At 58.4% G+C, this 16474-nt stretch carries 16 protein-coding genes and 1 pseudogene; 14 read left to right on the plus strand and 3 right to left on the minus strand.

Going from position 1 to position 16474, the window contains the following annotated elements:
- Nucleotides 1-21: 21 nt before the first annotated feature.
- A complete protein-coding gene (locus tag J2046_RS19610) occupies nucleotides 22-1497 on the minus strand; it encodes a UbiD family decarboxylase (RefSeq protein ID WP_210054733.1) in 1476 nt (491 codons plus the stop codon).
- 330 nt (nucleotides 1498-1827) lie between these two features.
- Here J2046_RS19610 and J2046_RS19615 point away from each other — a divergent pair, with 330 nt between their 5' ends.
- The 12 genes from J2046_RS19615 (at nucleotide 1828) to J2046_RS19670 (ending at nucleotide 14144) form a co-directional block, all read left to right on the plus strand.
- Nucleotides 1828-2820: a Bug family tripartite tricarboxylate transporter substrate binding protein gene (locus tag J2046_RS19615; RefSeq protein WP_210054735.1), complete on the plus strand. Its 993-nt coding sequence runs from the start codon at nucleotides 1828-1830 to the stop codon at nucleotides 2818-2820.
- Nucleotides 2821-3476: 656 nt separating this feature from the next.
- Nucleotides 3477-5075, plus strand: a complete 1599-nt coding sequence (locus J2046_RS19620) for a UbiD family decarboxylase (protein ID WP_210054737.1) — start codon at nucleotides 3477-3479, stop codon at nucleotides 5073-5075.
- 142 nt (nucleotides 5076-5217) lie between these two features.
- A complete protein-coding gene (locus tag J2046_RS19625; RefSeq protein WP_210054739.1) occupies nucleotides 5218-6180 on the plus strand; it encodes an ABC transporter substrate-binding protein in 963 nt (320 codons plus the stop codon).
- Between the two features lie 227 nt (nucleotides 6181-6407).
- Nucleotides 6408-6992 carry an ABC transporter permease gene (locus tag J2046_RS19630; RefSeq protein WP_210054741.1) on the plus strand — a complete coding sequence of 195 codons (585 nt, stop codon included), beginning with the start codon at nucleotides 6408-6410 and terminating at the stop codon, nucleotides 6990-6992.
- Nucleotides 6983-7816: an ABC transporter ATP-binding protein gene (locus J2046_RS19635; RefSeq protein WP_210054743.1), complete on the plus strand. Its 834-nt coding sequence runs from the start codon at nucleotides 6983-6985 to the stop codon at nucleotides 7814-7816. Before J2046_RS19630 ends, J2046_RS19635 begins: the two co-directional genes overlap by 10 nt.
- Nucleotides 7817-7934: 118 nt before the next feature.
- Nucleotides 7935-8213, plus strand: coding sequence for a flavoprotein (locus J2046_RS19640; protein ID WP_325169772.1), 279 nt, complete (start codon nucleotides 7935-7937; stop codon nucleotides 8211-8213).
- 54 nt (nucleotides 8214-8267) lie between these two features.
- Nucleotides 8268-9011, plus strand: coding sequence for a GntR family transcriptional regulator (locus J2046_RS19645; RefSeq protein WP_325169769.1), 744 nt, complete (start codon nucleotides 8268-8270; stop codon nucleotides 9009-9011).
- A gap of 183 nt (nucleotides 9012-9194) precedes the next feature.
- Nucleotides 9195-10211 carry a zinc-binding dehydrogenase gene (locus J2046_RS19650; RefSeq protein WP_233470109.1) on the plus strand — a complete coding sequence of 339 codons (1017 nt, stop codon included), beginning with the start codon at nucleotides 9195-9197 and terminating at the stop codon, nucleotides 10209-10211.
- A 13-nt stretch (nucleotides 10212-10224) separates the two neighbouring features.
- Complete coding sequence (locus J2046_RS19655) at nucleotides 10225-10632, plus strand: PaaI family thioesterase (protein ID WP_210054747.1); 408 nt, start codon at nucleotides 10225-10227, stop codon at nucleotides 10630-10632.
- A 10-nt stretch (nucleotides 10633-10642) separates the two neighbouring features.
- Nucleotides 10643-11425, plus strand: coding sequence for a VOC family protein (locus J2046_RS19660; protein ID WP_210054749.1), 783 nt, complete (start codon nucleotides 10643-10645; stop codon nucleotides 11423-11425).
- Nucleotides 11422-12939 (plus strand): class I adenylate-forming enzyme family protein, encoded by a 1518-nt coding sequence (locus tag J2046_RS19665; protein WP_210054751.1) that lies wholly within the window; start codon nucleotides 11422-11424, stop codon nucleotides 12937-12939. The genes J2046_RS19660 and J2046_RS19665 overlap by 4 nt, the downstream gene beginning before the upstream one ends.
- 62 nt (nucleotides 12940-13001) lie before the next feature.
- Nucleotides 13002-14144 (plus strand): PLP-dependent cysteine synthase family protein, encoded by a 1143-nt coding sequence (locus J2046_RS19670; protein WP_210054753.1) that lies wholly within the window; start codon nucleotides 13002-13004, stop codon nucleotides 14142-14144.
- Here J2046_RS19670 and J2046_RS19675 read toward each other — a convergent pair.
- Complete coding sequence (locus J2046_RS19675; RefSeq protein ID WP_210054755.1) at nucleotides 14060-15058, minus strand: LysR family transcriptional regulator; 999 nt, start codon at nucleotides 15056-15058, stop codon at nucleotides 14060-14062. The two genes, J2046_RS19670 and J2046_RS19675, sit on opposite strands and share 85 nt — an antisense overlap.
- 59 nt (nucleotides 15059-15117) lie before the next feature.
- Here J2046_RS19675 and J2046_RS34355 point away from each other — a divergent pair.
- Together J2046_RS34355 and J2046_RS33895 are read left to right on the plus strand one after the other, a co-directional pair.
- Nucleotides 15118-15438, plus strand: a pseudogene (locus tag J2046_RS34355) (sulfatase-like hydrolase/transferase); the annotation flags it as partial.
- Between the two features lie 19 nt (nucleotides 15439-15457).
- On the plus strand, nucleotides 15458-15823 hold the full coding sequence (locus tag J2046_RS33895; RefSeq protein ID WP_325169770.1) for a tripartite tricarboxylate transporter permease: 366 nt from the start codon (nucleotides 15458-15460) through the stop codon (nucleotides 15821-15823).
- Between the two features lie 257 nt (nucleotides 15824-16080).
- Here the strand turns inward: J2046_RS33895 and J2046_RS19685 are convergent, their stop codons facing one another.
- Nucleotides 16081-16467 carry a YybH family protein gene (locus tag J2046_RS19685; protein ID WP_210054759.1) on the minus strand — a complete coding sequence of 129 codons (387 nt, stop codon included), beginning with the start codon at nucleotides 16465-16467 and terminating at the stop codon, nucleotides 16081-16083.
- Nucleotides 16468-16474: the final 7 nt, after the last annotated feature.

Here is a 16474-nt window from a genome sequence, read left to right on the forward strand (position 1 = left end):
CGGCTATTGCCAGGGTTGAATTCAACCCTGGCGCGGCGCCAGCTTGCCCGCCCATTTTGCTGCAACCTTCTCCCGCAACTCCCGGCTCGCCGAAGCGACCTCCGGAAATTCGTTGCGCCATCCCCAGGGGCGGCACGCATCGACGATGGCGCGGCTGTTCTGCCATGGCGGCTTGCGCAGCATCGGATCGAGTGGCGTGCTCCAGGCGCGCTTGATGAACTCGATCTCCTCGGCTGGCTCGCAACGCGTCGCCATCGCCCAGATGACGTCGGCAAGGTTGGTGGGATCGATATCGTCGTCGACCACCACGACCCATCGGCCGGCATAATTGCCTGAGTGGCAATTGGCGGCGAGGAAACCCGCCCGCGCCGCATGGCCCGCATGCATCTGCTTGATCGACACGACCACGAACATGCGGATTGCACCCGCCTCATGACACCAGACACCCTGCACACCAGGCAGGCCGGCATTTTCGATCTCTTCCCAGATCATCGCCGACTGCACGATGCACTTGGCGAAAGACACATCGGTCGGCGGCCGCATCGGCGAGGCCATGGTGAGGATCGGATTGTTGCGGTGATAGACACGCCGGATACGGGTTTCCGGCAAGTCATGCGTGCCGCTCGCATAATAGCCGGTGAATTCGCCGAACGGTCCTTCGCGGTGATTGGTATTCGGAACGATTTCGCCCTCCAGCACCACCTCCGCATAGGAGGGGATCGGCAGGCCATGCAGTTCGCTCGCAATGACCTCGAACGGCCGGCCGCGCTGGCCGCCGGCATAGGCGAACTCGCTGACGCCCATCTTGATCTCATGGCTTGCCGCCAGGAAGAGCAGCGGATCGAGGCCGCAGCAGATAAGGACCGGGCACGGCTCGCCGCGGGCGAAATATTTCTCCTGGATCATCCGGCCGTGCTTGCTGGGCGACATCCAGATGCCGACCGTTTTCTTGTCGTGAACCTGAACGCGGTAGGTTCCGCCGTTGACCCAGCCGTTATCCGGGTCCTTCATGATCACCATGTCATAGGTGCCGATATAACGGCCGCCATCCATTTCGTGGATGAACGGGACCGGGAACTTGAAGATGTCGACGTCGTCGTCGCGATCGACATTTTCGAGGATCGGCCCGGTGCTCACCTCGACAGGTGGCATGAACTTGAACTCGGACTTCATCCGCTCGCGGTAGGACTTCACCAGCTCCATCTGGCTGTCGGTCGAGGGAAGGCCGAGCGTGTAGGCAAGCCGCCGCGTGGAATTGTGAATGCCCGAGACGACCCGCATGCCGGGCGCGTAGCCGGGAAAATTGTCGAAGAGAATGGCGGGCGCCTTGCCGGCCGTCGAATGGGCGACGATCTCGGCGATAACCCCGGCCTCAAGGTTCCAGTCCGCGCCATCGACATGCACCAGCTGACCGCTGGCGTCGGCATGCTCGATAATGTCGCGAAGATCTTCATGCCGCCGCGCTTCATGCGTGCGGACGTCATACGGCTGGTTCATAAAACTCCCTCCCCGAGTTCAATGACGACTGTATGAGATTCAGCAATATCCAATTCGTGCTCGCCTGACAATATACTTTAGAATTGAATTCAGCAATTTCCTATTCGCTGGCATTTGAGACAAGTCTGCATGCACCCTTCGCAGATGGTGAAAGGGGCGTAGAGAACGTAAATGCATCGCAGGATGCCTGATAAAAACGCATAAAAAACGAAAGCTCCCGTGGCCGAGGAAGATTGCCATAATTAAATTTAATTATACAATGGACAATCACTGCCCTTATGGCGATACCGACACGCCGCTTGGGCAGCGGGAAATATTGGGAGGATTTTGATGAAAACTATCACTCGCAGATCCATGCTTGCAGCAGGCATCGCGCTTGGCATTGCGGGCGCCGCCTGGTCTCCGGCTTCGGCACAGGACGCTGCTGCCGATTATCCGAAAAAGCAGACAGTCAGCTTCATCTGCGCATTCCAGGCCGGCAGCGGCGCCGATATCGTCGTGCGCTATTTCGCCGACCAGTTTGCCAAGCTGACGGGCTCCACCGTCATCGTGGAGAACAAACCGGGAGCCGGCGGCAACATTGCCGGCCAGTATGTCGTCCGCGCCAAGCCGGACGGCTATACGATCTTCTTCCACACCGGCAGCTCGCTCGCCGGCAACATGCACATGTTCAAGAGCCCACCCTTCAATGCTGACAAGGACCTTGCGGTAGTCTCGACGATCAACAAGCAGCCCTTCATGATCAACGTGCCGATTTCGAGCCCGATTCAGAATATGAAGGAACTGACCGAGCTGCTGAAAAAGGAAGGTTCAAACGCAAGCTACGCCGTCAACAACACTTCCGGCAAGGTTCTCGGCGCGACCTACGTCAAGATGGCTGGCCTTGAAACGGTGGAAGTGGCCTACAAGAGCAGCGCCGACTCGATGAACGACATTATGAGCGGTGCCGTGGCCTTCGCCTCGCAGGACCCGATCTTTTCGCTCGGCCAGTATCGCGAAAAGCGCTACCGCATCCTGGCGGTCAGCTCCGCCGAGCGCCTGCCGGCAATACCGGATGTGCCCACGATGACTGAGTCCGGCTTCCCAATGGATCAGGTCGGCTGGTTCGTCACCATGGTGCCGGCCGCCACGCCGAAACCCATCGTCAACAAGCTGAACGGCTATTTCAACGAACTCCTGAAGCGCGATGATGTGAAGAAGTTCGTCGAGGAACAGGGCGGCGCTGTCTATATCAGTACGCCGGAACAGGGCCAGGCCTTCCTCAAGAAGGAAATCGCCGCCTGGGCTGACCTGGTGAAGGTCGCCAATATCCCGCAGCAATGATAGGAAAGGCGAAGCCGGAGAACCATCCTCGGGCTTCGTCTCAAGCTTGCGCTGCAATACTAGACATTCTATGGCAACTGCACCGCGAGGCCCCTGCCGACACGCCTTTCGTCTGCGCGAGTATCGGGAGCGTGATGCGCTCTAACGAAGGCAGTTCGAGCCTACAGCATCAACTCATCGTCAGTGCGGTCGTGCACTGGAATACGGTCTAACTCGACCGTGTGGCTAGGCGGCTGAAAAAGCGGGGCGATATATTCCTGGCACTCTGTGAAACACACCAACCTTACCGCCATCTATACCTGAGATGCGGAATGTAGATCGGCGGGGGCCTGATGCCGACTCATACGCGATCCAAGTAGAATACCCGGAATCTGAATCGGGTCGCATTAACCTACACCACCATCGATGTCCGGTTTTGGGGCGTTGCCGTCAATGTTCCTGCGGGCCGATCAAAAAATGTGCAGCGGAAATTCGTGCACATTTTTTATTTTTCTTCTTGAACATTTCAGAATGCAGTTGTAGGCTTCCTACGACTATTGCTGAAGCCGATGCTGATTGGCCTCGGCGTCGTTGCCGATCAAAATTAAACCATGTCGCTGTGTCCGACGCCGGACGCAGACGGATGGACCGTGTTCGAATCAGGGGAATGCAAGGCGATGCACTATCAGGAGTCGTTTCGTTCGTTTATCGAACGCTTGCGAAGGGAAGGCGAGTTGGTCGATCTCCACCAGCCGGTGGATATTCGGCATATTGCGACACTGGTCGATCAGTCTGACAAGGCGCTGATGTTTCACAACGTCATCGGCTATGAGATGCCGGTGGTGTCCGGCATCATCCGTTCTCAAAAGCGCGCGATCATGTCGATGGGCTGCGAAACCTATCCGGAAATAGAAGCGAAGCTGAAGCGTGGCATCGACAATCCGATCCCTCCGAAAATGGTAGAGACGTCTCCCGCGCATGAAATAGTCACCGAGGGCGACGACGTCGATCTTTACAAGCTGCCGATACCGATGAGCTCGATTTATGACGGCGGCCCGATGATCACTGCAGGCGTCGTGATGGCGCGTGACCTAGAGTTCGGCCTGAATTCGGGCATCTATCGCTTCATCGTAAAGGAGAAAAACCTTACGGGCATCGATATCGTCACGCCGAACAATATGCGCCTCTTCGCGCAGCGAGCCTATGAAGCGGGACGACCGTGCCCGATCTCGATTTCCATTGGAACGCACCCCTATGAGATCATGGGCTCTGGTTTTCGTGCGCCACTCGGTGTTGACGAAATGGCGATCGCAGGCGGAATACGCGGGCACGCGGTGGAACTGGGCCAATGCAAGACGATCGATGTGCCATATATCGCCGATGCCGAGATTGTCATCGAGGCTGAAATTCTGCCGACGGGCTGGGTCTATCCCGAGGGACGTTTCGGCGAATTTACCCGCCTGATGGGAGGGCTGCACTGGAATCCGATCGTCCGCATCAAGGCGGTCTGCATGCGCAAGGACGCGATGTATTACGCGCTGCATATGCCTTGGGAAAACACCTGGCTTGCTGCGCCGACGCGCTACACCCAGATACGCCAAGCACTGAAGACGGCCGGTGTCGCGGTCAAGGACATCAATGTCACCTTGGGCGGATGTGCCTTCTGGCATGCTGTCATCTCGATCCACAAGCAGGCAGGCGAGGGTAAGAATGCATTGCTTGCCGCACTTTCGGTTCTTGATCTCAAGCATGTGGTGGTCGTGGATGACGACATTGACGTATTCAATCCCATTGATGTGGAATGGGCGATCGCGACCCGTGTTCAGGCGGACAAGGATATTGTGGTGATTAGCGGCGCGCGCGGAAAGCCGCTGGATCCCAGCTTGCCGGTGACGCCGCCTGGCGTCGTGCCGACAACTGCGAAGCTCGGCATCGACGCGACGATCTCGGAAGGAATTCCGAAGGAGAGGTTTGAGCGTATCGCTTATGCGTATGCGGATACTGCGCTTCTCAATGACTATCTCGATGGAAAGCAGGATCCGTCCGGTGTGACTGCCGGCGATGTTGACGTCGGCTTTGTCGCAGACGAAATCCTGCGGATGATCCGCGACGAACCGCGCTACTATACGGACATTGCGGAATCCCTGTCTCGATACAACTTCGAAACGGTCGCACGTGCGCTCGGTCATCTGCACGCGGAGGATCTCCTCTGGCAGGATGCACGTGGTCGCATGTGCGAGAAAGCCTCGCGATTTGCCGTTCAGCCGCCGGGCTGAAGACAAAGTAGACAGTTCCAGCAGTGATGATCATTCGACGGTTCCGGCGATAGTCGCCGGAGTCCTGCAGCCCGGCTATTCGAACGTAACTTGATCAGCATGCACAAAAACAGCGACCTAAACTCGTGAAGGGAACAGCGACATGTCAATATTGAAATCCTCCGTAATTGCAGGTGCATTGATAGTTCTGGGCGGGATGCTCGGATCCGCTTCGGCGCAGGAAAAAACGCTGAAAATCGGCGCTGCCCAGACCTCCGCAGGTTCGCTGCCAATCATCATCGCCGACCAGAAAGGTCTGCTGAAGGCTGAGGGCCTTTCCTACGAGCGCTTTGATTTCAAGGGCGGTGGTCCGGCTGTTCAGGCCCTCGCCTCTGGCAGCATCGATATGTGCATCTGCGCGGCCGAGCATGCGGTCAGGCTCCAGGAACAAGGTCTCGGCGGCAAGGTGCTCGTGTCGCTACTGGACCATCACAGCTACGCCCTGCTGACCAGCGCCGATTCGACGGCCAAGAGCCTTGCGGACCTGAAAGGGCAGAAGATCGGTATCACCTCTGCTGGAAGTCTCACCGATACGACGATGCGCTATGCCATCCATAAGCTCGGTCTTGATCCGGACAAGGATTTCCAGCTCATCGCCGTCGGTCGCGCCGGCGCGCAGCAGGCTGCCATCAAGGCGGGCGTCGTTGCTGCCGGCATGTTCACTACCCCGGATATCCAGATCACTCTTGGAGAAAGCAAGGACTTCAAGATCGTCGAGGATTTCCGTACCCTTGCCTACCCGACAAACGGGTTGATCGTCACCGACGGTTGGCTCAAGGAGAATCCGGAAACCGCCGCCAAGGTCGTGCACGCAGTCAAGACCGCACTGGCGGATATCCAGAAGGACCCGACCATTCTCACCGGTGCCCTCAAGGAGCTTTACCCGGCGGTCAGGGACGAAGCGATCATCAAGCAGATAGTCAACGACGTAGCGACGGGTGCCGTTTCCAAGGACGGAGTTTTGTCGCAGGAGAGCTACACTGTTCTTGACGGTATGTTGCGGGCCGCGAACGCTGATGCGAAAGTGACTGCGTACGACGACCTTGTTGTGAAGAATCTCCAGTAAGGCGAATTGCCATGGTTTTCACCAGGACAAACGACGCATCCGAGCCGACGAAGGCCGGTCGGGGCAGCCGGATTTCGTCGCCCCTTCCCGGACAGGTTGCTCTAATCCTTTTCCTTCTCGTTCTTTGGGAGCTTGCATCCTATTATTTGTACAATCCATTCTGGGGCAGCCGCCCCAGTCTGATCGCCCAGCGGCTTTGGCAGCTCGCGATTAGCGGAGACCTCTGGATGCACACGTCCACGACGCTTCAGGAGGCCGGGGCTGGCCTTCTGTTCGCAGCGGTCGTGGGGGTTCCTATCGGCATCGGTCTTGCGCGTGCACCGCGCTTGGCGCGTTTGCTCGATCCCGTCATCATGGGCCTTTATGGCCTGCCGCGGGTGGCGCTGGCGCCGCTCTTCATCCTGTGGTTCGGCATCGGGCTTTTCTCGAAGATCATGATGTCCTTCACCATGGTTCTGTTCATCTTCATCCTCAACGTGATGGAGGGAATCAGGACGATCGACAAGGACCAACTCGACCTCATGACATCCATGCGTGCCGGCCGGTTTTACGTGGTCTGGACGGTCCTGTTGCCTGCCATCGTGCCTTGGATCCTTGCGTCGTTCCGTATCGGCGTCGGTCTTGCGCTGATCGGCGCTGTAGTCGGTGAATTGATCGGCTCCAACCGCGGACTTGGCTGGTATGTCGAAAGCTCCGGCGGTCAGCTCGATACGACAGGTGTATTCAGCGGCCTTATCGTGCTCATGGTTCTGGCGATGCTCGCCAACTACCTGATTGGTTTCATGGAAAGGAAGATCGTCAGATGGCGGTGATGACAACGGAAAAAAGAGCCGTTTCGGCACCTGCAAAGGCCGGCTCTGAGCCTGCCGGACGTGTGAGGGCCGAGCTGCGAGATTTGCAGATTTCGTTTCGTCTACCCGACATGTCCACCCTGGATGTGATCTCCGGCATTTCAATGACTGTTTCCGAAGGCGAGTTTGTGGCCGTCGTCGGCCCCAGCGGCTCGGGGAAGTCGACGATCCTGCGCGCGCTTTGCGGTCTGCTGAAACCGTCCGGCGGCCACGTGGCTGTGGATGGTGTTCCGGTGTCGTCGCCGCCGCCCGGTGTGGGCTTCATGTTTCAGAAGGATGCACTGCTTCCCTGGCGCACGGTTGCCGGCAACATACGCGTCGGTGCGGAGCTTGGAGGCATGCCGGCGGAAGAACACGAGGAACGGATCGGCAGGCTGGTCAAATTGCTGCGGCTCGACGGTTTCGAAAACGCTTGGCCGAACCAGCTTTCCGGCGGCATGCGGCAGCGTGTCTCGCTGGGCAGGCTGCTGGCTTATCAGCCTTCTCTGATGCTGATGGACGAGCCCTTCGGCGCGCTCGACTACCAGACCAAGATTGCCATGGGCAAGGAGCTGCTTAGTGTTTGGGAAGCGGAAAGGCGGGCGATTATTTTCGTTACCCACGACATTGAGGAAGCGGTGGCGCTTGCGGACAGGGTCGTCGTCTTCAGCGCACGTCCGGCTCGAATCGTCGCTGACTATAAGGTCGATCTGCCACGACCTCGCCATATGCGGGCTATGCGCAGCGATCCGGCTTTCACGATGCTGACTGAAGCCATCTGGGCTGACTTGGCCCTGCCGTCGTGAAGCGCGAAATGACATCAATCGGCACCGGCGAAGCGGCGGAGAAGGAAAACGGCCTCGTTGCCTTCGCACTCGACACCTACCGTGAGGAGGTGGTGCAGCGCTCCCGTCCTCTGCTGATATCTGGTTTAAAGCGCGCGGCAGGCTCGTGTTGCTCCTGCGCGAGACTCCTCTGCACGCAGGATACATCGATCTTGTGGCCAGGGCGACGGCGAGCGCCGCGACTATCATGTCGCCGTTGCCGGCTTTCTATCATAACCCATCGTCCATCCTCGACATTGTCGACCAGACGATTGGCCGTGCTCTCGATCTGTTCGATGTCGGTTTTGCCGGCACTAAACGCTGGAAGGGCGAAGATGCGTCGCCGGCCTGGAGAATAGATAAAAATACCGATGGATGACGTTGAACTGCTCATAAAACTATTGTAGGATGCTCACAAAATGGAGGCTGGGACGTGACGAAGAAGATCGACGAGGGTAATGTGTCAATCATGGAAGGAACGAAGAAGGCCGATAGCGCCTATGAGGTCCTTCGCAAGGAAATCGTTTCGTGTCGTATGATGCCGGGATCGCTTTTGAGTGAGCCCGAGGTGATGCAGCGGTTTGACATCGGTAAGGCGAGCTGCCGCGTAGCGCTGCAGCGTTTGACGCATGAGGGGCTGGTGTCGTCGATCCCGCGCCAGGGCTACCGCATCTCGCCGATCACGCTGAAGGACGTGGACGACGTATTTTCACTTCGTCTGCAATTGGAGCCTTTTGCGGCGCGCTGCGCCACGGGCAAGGTCAACAGGGCGAGGCTGGAGCGGCTGGAGGCGGCGTGCCGCGTTCGCAGTTCAGCGGATATCGGAAACCAGATCGATTTCTTCCTTGAGGCCAATCGCAGCTTTCACATGGCCATCGTCCAGGCCGCCGGTAACGACCGGCTTTACCGCATTCTCGGCAACCTCCATGACGAGATGTCGCGGCTGGTTGCGCTCGGTTTCGGCATTCAGGGCGTGCGTCCGAATATCGAAGACGACCATCAGCAGATTATCGAGTCGCTTGCCGCCGGTGATGCGGACACCGCTGAGCGGATTTCGCGTCAGCATGTCGAGGTGTTCCGTGACATGACGATTCAAAAGGTCATCAGCACGTTAAGGGATGCGCCAAATTTCGCACTGCAGAATCTCGCGCCTTTCGTTTCAGAGGGGCCGCGATGATACCAGAATGATGGCATTTCTCTGATCCATATCGGACAAGTCTGTCTCAGACTGCGCTGATCGCCTCCTTCCGGCGGCGACGTAGCTGTCTGCGGCTCGATCAATCGACAAGGCTCTGCGCACGCATGGCGCGGACAGGCGGAGCTTTATCCCGACAATTGACGCTTCTCAGAAAGGACGAATATGACGAGGACCATGAAGGCGCTGGTACTGAACCAGCATGGCGGCATCGAGAATTTGGAGGTGGTCGAGGACAAGCCGATCCCCGCGGTGGTGGAGGGGCATGTCGTTATCCGCGTGCGCGCCTCGTCGTTCAATTACCATGACGTCTTTACGGTTCAGGGAATGCCTGGGATCAAGGTTCCGTTGCCCGTCGTCATCGGGCTCGATATGGCCGGTGAGATCACCGAGGTGGGAGTAGGCGTGGCCGACTGGAAGGTCGGCGATCGTGTGCTTGTCAATCCGCTCAACAAGAAAAAGGGATTGATGGGAGAAATGCTCGACGGTGGCATGGCCGAATATTGCCTGGTCTCTGCCGAGCAGCTGATCGCGATGCCTTTGGGTGTTAGCTTCGAAGACGCGGCCTCGCTGCCGGTCGCGTACGGCACGGCACATCGCATGTTGGTCACGCACAACACCGTCAAGGCGGGTGATCGGGTCCTCATTCTCGGTGCCAGCGGCGGTGTCGGCACCGGCTGCGTCATGCTCGCCAAGCATCTTGGCGCGGAAGTCATTGCCTGCGCCGGCAGCGCCGACAAGATGGAGCGCCTCAGGGAGATGGGCGCTGATCACGTGGTGAATTACCGCGAAACGGATTTCTCGAAGTGGGCCATCGAAAAATTCGGCAAACCGCAGCGCAGGACCTATGAAGGCGGTGTCGATGTCGTGATCAACTTCACCGGCGGCGACACCTGGGTACCCTCTCTAAAATGCCTGAAGCGCGGCGGCCGGCTGCTTGTCTGCGGTGCAACGGCCGGTTTCGATCCGAAGGAAGATCTGCGCTACATCTGGAGCTTCGAGCTGAACATCACCGGCTCCAACAGCTTCTACGACGACAATCTTTCGGCTCTCATGGATCTCATCCAGTCGGGGCATCTGAAACCCGCCATCGACAAGGTACTGCCCCTCAGCGAGGCGGCGACAGGTCTCAAGATGATCCAGGACCGCTCGGTCATGGGCAAGATTATCGTAACCCCCTAATTGAGGAACCGGGATGTTGAACAAGGAAGACGTCGAAACCCTTCTGCTGAAGGGACCATTTCACCAATGGCTCGGCCTCAAGGTCCTGTCCGTGACCGAAGGCGGGATCGAACTGCAGGCGACGTGGCGGCCGGAATGGGTCGTGAATGCGGCCGTCGGCTATACGCACGGCGGAATACTTGCCACGCTGATCGATTTGACTGCCGACTGGGCGCTGGTATCCGAGACCGGCAAGGGCGTGCCGACGGTCGATCTGCGCGTCGATTATCACAGAGCCGCAATGCAGGGAGATCTGCGCTGCGTCGGCAAGGTGATCAAGACGGGCAAGACCGTTTCGGTCTCGGAAGCACAGATCTTAGACAGCGAGGGCCGCTTACTGGCCAGCGGCCGCGGCGTCTACATGATGCCCGCAGCAAAGTGAGCCGTCGGCCATGACTGCGGCGCTCGACCATATCGTCGTCAATACGCTGACGGGCATGGATGCCGCCGCCGCTCTCTTCGAAGCACTGGGCTTCAGCCTGACACCGCGCGGCTATCACACGCTCGGTTCCATCAATCACCTGATGATGACACGGGGTCCCTATCTCGAGCTTGTGGGCGTTCCGCCCACAGGTCTCCAGAGAGCGGATGTGCTTGAGAGCCCGCTCGGACTGAACGGCCTCGTCTTCAACAGCGGCGACGCCGAAACGACCTTTCGGGATTTGCGTGCCAAGGGCCTCGATCCGTCGAAGCCGGTTGCTTTTTCGCGGCCGGTCAGGATCGGAGCGAACAGCGTGGAAGCGCGGTTTCGAACCGTCCGGCTTCCCGCTGCAGCGTTTCCGGCTGGCCGGGTTTATTTCTGCGAGCATCTCACGCCGGACTATGTCTGGCGTCAGGAATGGTTCGGCCATCCCAATGGTTTCCAGGGGTTCACCACGCTGACGGTCGAGAGCCCGGATCCCGAGGCGGAAGCGATAAGGTATGAGGTCGTATGCGATACGTCGGCAGCCCGCATCGACAACGGTTACCGCTTCGTTGCCGATGGTTGCGCAATCGATCTCGTCGCCGGTCCTGCGTCACGGTTCGCATCGGTGGGCCTGCTTTTCGGCGAGCTCGACGACATTCGCAACCGCGCATCAGGATTGCCCGAAATCACATGGCGGGAAGAGGGTGGCCTGGCCGTGCTCGGAATCCCCTCGTTGCAGCTAACATTCGAATGCAGGAGCGTCGCATGATACCGGTTGAAAATCTGGGATTGATTATCGACCCCACGATGGATCGCGAAAAGCCGCTGATCATCGGCCATGATTTCTCCGGTACCGAAATCATCTTCACCGCCGGCAGGATGGATGCGGTGGCTTCGGCCTTTGCACGAGGATTGCAGGCGGCGGAAATCAACCGCGGCGAAAGAATCGGCATTCTTGCCGCCAACAGCCCGCGCTATATCGCCCTCGTTCTTGGGGCGATGCGAGCCGGCGTCATTCCGGTTCCGATTAACTACAAGTTCCCTCCGGCGACGATCAGCTATATTCTGGCCGACAGCGCCATAAAGCTTTTGGTATGCGACCGGCCGTGCCTGGCAAAGCTCTCCGCCGAACAAGACGAGTTGCGTGTCGTATTGCTGGAAGAGGACGAGCTTCTGGACGAGGGACCGTTCCAGGTAATCAGTCCGGATGCCGACGAAGTTGCTATGATCCTCTACACATCGGGTTCGACGGGCCGGCCGAAAGGCGTGCTCCTGTCACATGCCGCGCATCGCTGGGTGGTCGAGACCCGCATCGAGGAATACGGACTGCGCGATGAACGCGTCCTGATTGCCGCGCCTATCTATCATATGAATGCTCTCGCGCTATCGCTGCTGGTGTGTGCCAGCGGATCGACGGCGATCCTTCTGCCGTCTTTCCAGGCCGCTGCGTACATCGAAGCCCTGGACCGCCACCGCTGCACATGGCTTACGGCCGTTCCGCCAATGATTGCCATGATGCTACGGGAAGCCGCCATGCTGGAACGTGTCGATCTCTCCTGTGTAAAGACCATTCGCATGGGCTCCGCGCCTCTCAACGAAAAGCTCGTCAGCCGGACCCGTCGTGTGTTGCCGAACGCCCGTATCATAAACGCCTATGGCACGACCGAAGGCGGGCCGGTCGTCTTCATTGCCCATCCGGAAGGCCTCGAGACGCCCGTCGGCTCAGTGGGCTATCCCCATCCGCAGGTACAGGTCCGCCTCGTCGGAGAGGGTGCACCGCGGCGGGGCACCCTCCAGATACGCAGCCCGGGAATGATGCTGGGTTATCTCAATCGTCCGGCGACGGCGATCACCGAAGACGGCTTCTACGACACGGGTGACGTCTTCCAGGCGGACGACGACGGATTCTTCTATTTCATCGGGCGGGTCGACGACATGTTCGTCTCTGGTGGGGAGAACATTTTTCCGAGCGAGGTGGAAGGGGTTCTGGAAGCGCATCCCGACATAATCCAGGCGTGCGTTGTTCCCATCGACGACGATATCAAGGGTACGAAGCCGGTGGCGCTGGTGGTGGCGCGGGAACCGTCCCGCGAGTTGGAGCTACTATTGAAACAATATGTGCTTGCCAATGCACCGGCTTACCAGCATCCGCGTCGCATTTGGTTCGTCGACCGGTTGCCACTGGCCGCAACGAATAAGATCGATCGCAAGGCCGTCGCCCAGATCGTTCAGGACAGAATGGCCGCCGACGAAGCCTCCGGCATTTCCTCGGCAGCCAGCTAAGCAGGCGCCTGACATCGAATGGCGAAGCAACTTTACAGCATAGGACAGGAGAACTCACGACGATGACGATTGCTTCTTGTCCTCTAACTGCGGGCTTGCTTGTCGACAGGGAGCGGGACTGGTGCCGGCAGGCGATCAGCATCCTGCAAGGAGATGGCCGCCGTTCATCCGATACGCACCTCGTCAAACCGGTCGTCACCGGGTTCGCGGATATCGCGATCTACCTGAAAGACGAATCGACGCATCCCACGGGCAGCCTGAAGCATCGTCTGGCGCGTTCGCTTTTTCTCTACGGCATATGTAACGGTAAGATTCGCCAGGGCACGACTCTGGTCGAGGCCTCATCCGGCTCGACGGCGGTCAGCGAAGCCTATTTCGCCAATCTTCTTCGCCTGCCGTTCATCGCCGTCATGCCGCATTCGACCAGCCGGCAGAAGATCGATGCAATCGAACGCATGGGCGGACGTTGCCATTTCGTGGAGGATGCAGGCGCGGTTTATGGCGCTGCGATGCAGATCGCCGGGGAAACGGGCGGTTATTATCTCGATCAATTCACTTATGCTGAACGGGCGACGGACTGGCGCGGCAACAACAACATCGCCGAGTCGATCTTCGAGCAGATGAAGGAGGAAGCGTATCCGGAGCCAGAATGGGTGGTGATGAGCGCCGGCACCGGCGGCACCTCGGCGACGATCGGCAGATATTTGCGCTACCGGAATCTATCGACCCGACTCTGCGTGGTGGACGTGGAGAATTCCGCCTTTTATGAAGCCTACAGCTGCGGCAATCCCGAAGCGACATGCAGTAAGCCATCGCGGATAGAAGGTATCGGGCGCCCGCGCGTGGAGCCATCCTTCATCCCGAGTGTCGTCGACCACATGATAAAGGTCGACGATGCCGCATCGATTGCCGCCATGTACGTCCTGTCTGAACGTCTGTTTCGCCGTGTCGGCGGGTCGACGGGAACCAACTTCTTCGGCGTATGCTGGCTTGCAAACCGCATGATGAGGGAAGGGCGATCCGGCTCCATAGTGTCTTTGATCTGCGATAACGGCGATCGGTACACATCCACCTATTACGATCCGGAATGGCTGAAGCACAACGGCATTCGGATAGGGCCCTATCGCGACATGCTGGAGCACTTTCTCGATACGGGCGAATGGAACGAGATATCCGACAAAGAACAGGATGGATATCCACAATGACGGTCTTTTCCGCCGAAGGGCTCTACCCTTCGTATCGGGTGCCGACGTTTGCCCGCAACATGATCGCGACATCGGCCCGGCCGATAGGACTTCTTCGCCATGTCCATGAAGCGCATAACGGTCGCGGCCCGGTCATCGGCACGTTTGGCGATCAGCATCTCCGCCATAGGCGTATCGTTAGGGTGGAGCGGCCTATAGACCACTCCTTCCAGATGAAGTCTTGTGATAGATTGAGGAAACAGAGCAATCCCGAGTCCACCGGCGACAAGACCGAGGATGGCACGTAACTCGTTGACTTCCTGGACGACCTTTAGATGGATTCCTGCCCTCTTGAGGTATGGCTGGAAGTTTCCATGTACATAACGGGCTTTGATCCGGTGCGTCGTGATGAGGCCCTGGTCGGCCAGCTCGGTGAGCCTGATCACCTCCGACGTTGCCAATCTATGGATCTCCGAAATGGCAACCACATATGGCTCGCGCAGCAGAAGAGCGGTTTCGAAATCTTCGTTGTCGAAGACAGGGCGCAGCAATCCGATCTGTATCTGGCCAGCTCGCAAGGCCTCCACCTGTTCGGCGGAAATCATCTCGTGGAGGATCAGATTGACGCCGGGATAGCGGCGCGCAAATTCCGAAGTGAGGGTGGGCGGTACATTGAGTGCAGCGGCATCCGCAAAGCCGATCGTCAATCGACCCACATGGCCCTGCGCGGCCCGCTTTGCCATGTCGACCGCAAGGGTCAGTTGTTTGAGTGCAATGCTGCCTTCCTCACGCAGGCTGCGGCCGGCATCGGTCAGGGATACGCGACGGCGCGTGCGATCGAACAGTTGCACACCAAGCTCCTGCTCGAGCTTGGATATCTGCTGGCTGAGCGCCGACTGGGTTATTCGCAATCGCTCGGCCACAGAAAACGACAAGATGAAACAGCTCGTCGAATCCTCCGGCGCGACGAAGGACTAGCAGGTATCGAAATATCATGAAACCTACTCATCCAGAGGGCGGACCAGTTCGGCCCAATGTCCTCTTCGTGACCGTCGATCAGTGGCCGGGCAATCTGCTCGGCTGTGCGGGTCACCCCGTTATTGAGACGCCGACGCTCGATCATCTTGCCTCGATCGGCACACGGTTTTCGCGGGCCTATTCGGAATGCCCCATCTGCATTCCGGCCAGACGCTCGATCATGACAGGTACGAGCCCGCGCCGGCACGCCGACCGCGTGTTTCAGCCGTCGTTGCGGATGCCTTCCGACCTGCCGACACTTGCCGCGACCTTCGGCAGCAACGGATACCAGACCCAGGCGATCGGTAGGGCTCTGGGTGAAGCTCCTGACGTTCTCCTATCATCTGCTTTTCCCGGCGATCGTCGTCATCACCTGCATCGGCGTCTTCAGCTTCTCCAATTCGATGTTCGACGTATGGATGCTGATCATCTTCGGAGTGGCCGGCTATTGCTTTGCAAAATTGCGATGCGAGCCTGCGCCCATGCTGCTCGGTTTCATCCTCGGACCGATGATGGAGGAGCATCTCCGTCGCGCGCTGCTGTTGTCGCGCGGCAATGCGATGGCGCTGATCGAGCGCCCGATCAGTGCCGCGATGTTGCTCGTTGCGGTACTATTGCCGATGGCGCCGGCACTTTCGGTCGTGCGCCGGAGGCGGGAAGAAATCTTTGCGGAAGAAAACTAGAGCGTAAGGCGTCATTGATGATTAGAGATAGGATTACGACCCGAGCGATATCGTTGGAACGCGTCGCCGCATGACGTGCCCGATTTAAGCGACCGCCCCAATCAGGTGCGCGGTGTTCGATTGATCAATGCGGCCGAAATACTTGGGATTCGCAACCCAAGGACTAGAAGCGGCAAGGTTCATTTCAGCAGCGCTTCGCTCGATAAAAGTAGAACATTGTGGTTTGGTGCATTGCTATTCATCTGGAAGGCGCAGCCCTACCGTTCAGTGTTTGAGACGTGGTTAAGTGCGATAATCCATTTGCCGTCGCGCTTGCGCATTAGGCGGGTGTTCACGCCGGACTGGTTCCCGACGGCGCGTACCAGCTTGTAATCGCTGATCAGCTGCGCGGCATCCGGTGCCAGCATTTCGATCCGGATATTGGAGAAGGCAAGCTCGCCCTGTGAGCCGGGGGACCCGCCATAATCTTCGATATAGTGGTCCAGCGTTGCCTGCCAGTCCTTCTGGATCTTGCCTCGCGAGACGAAGATCACATCAGGATTTGCGAACCCAGCCATGTATCCGTGGAAATCCCCACAGTTCCAGGCGGCCTGCATCTCTGCGATGACATTGCGAATGGCGTCTTTTTCGATCGTATCGGACATCGATATG

Origin of the sequence: Neorhizobium petrolearium, assembly GCF_017873175.1 — a bacterium.
GTDB lineage: Bacteria > Pseudomonadota > Alphaproteobacteria > Rhizobiales > Rhizobiaceae > Neorhizobium > Neorhizobium petrolearium.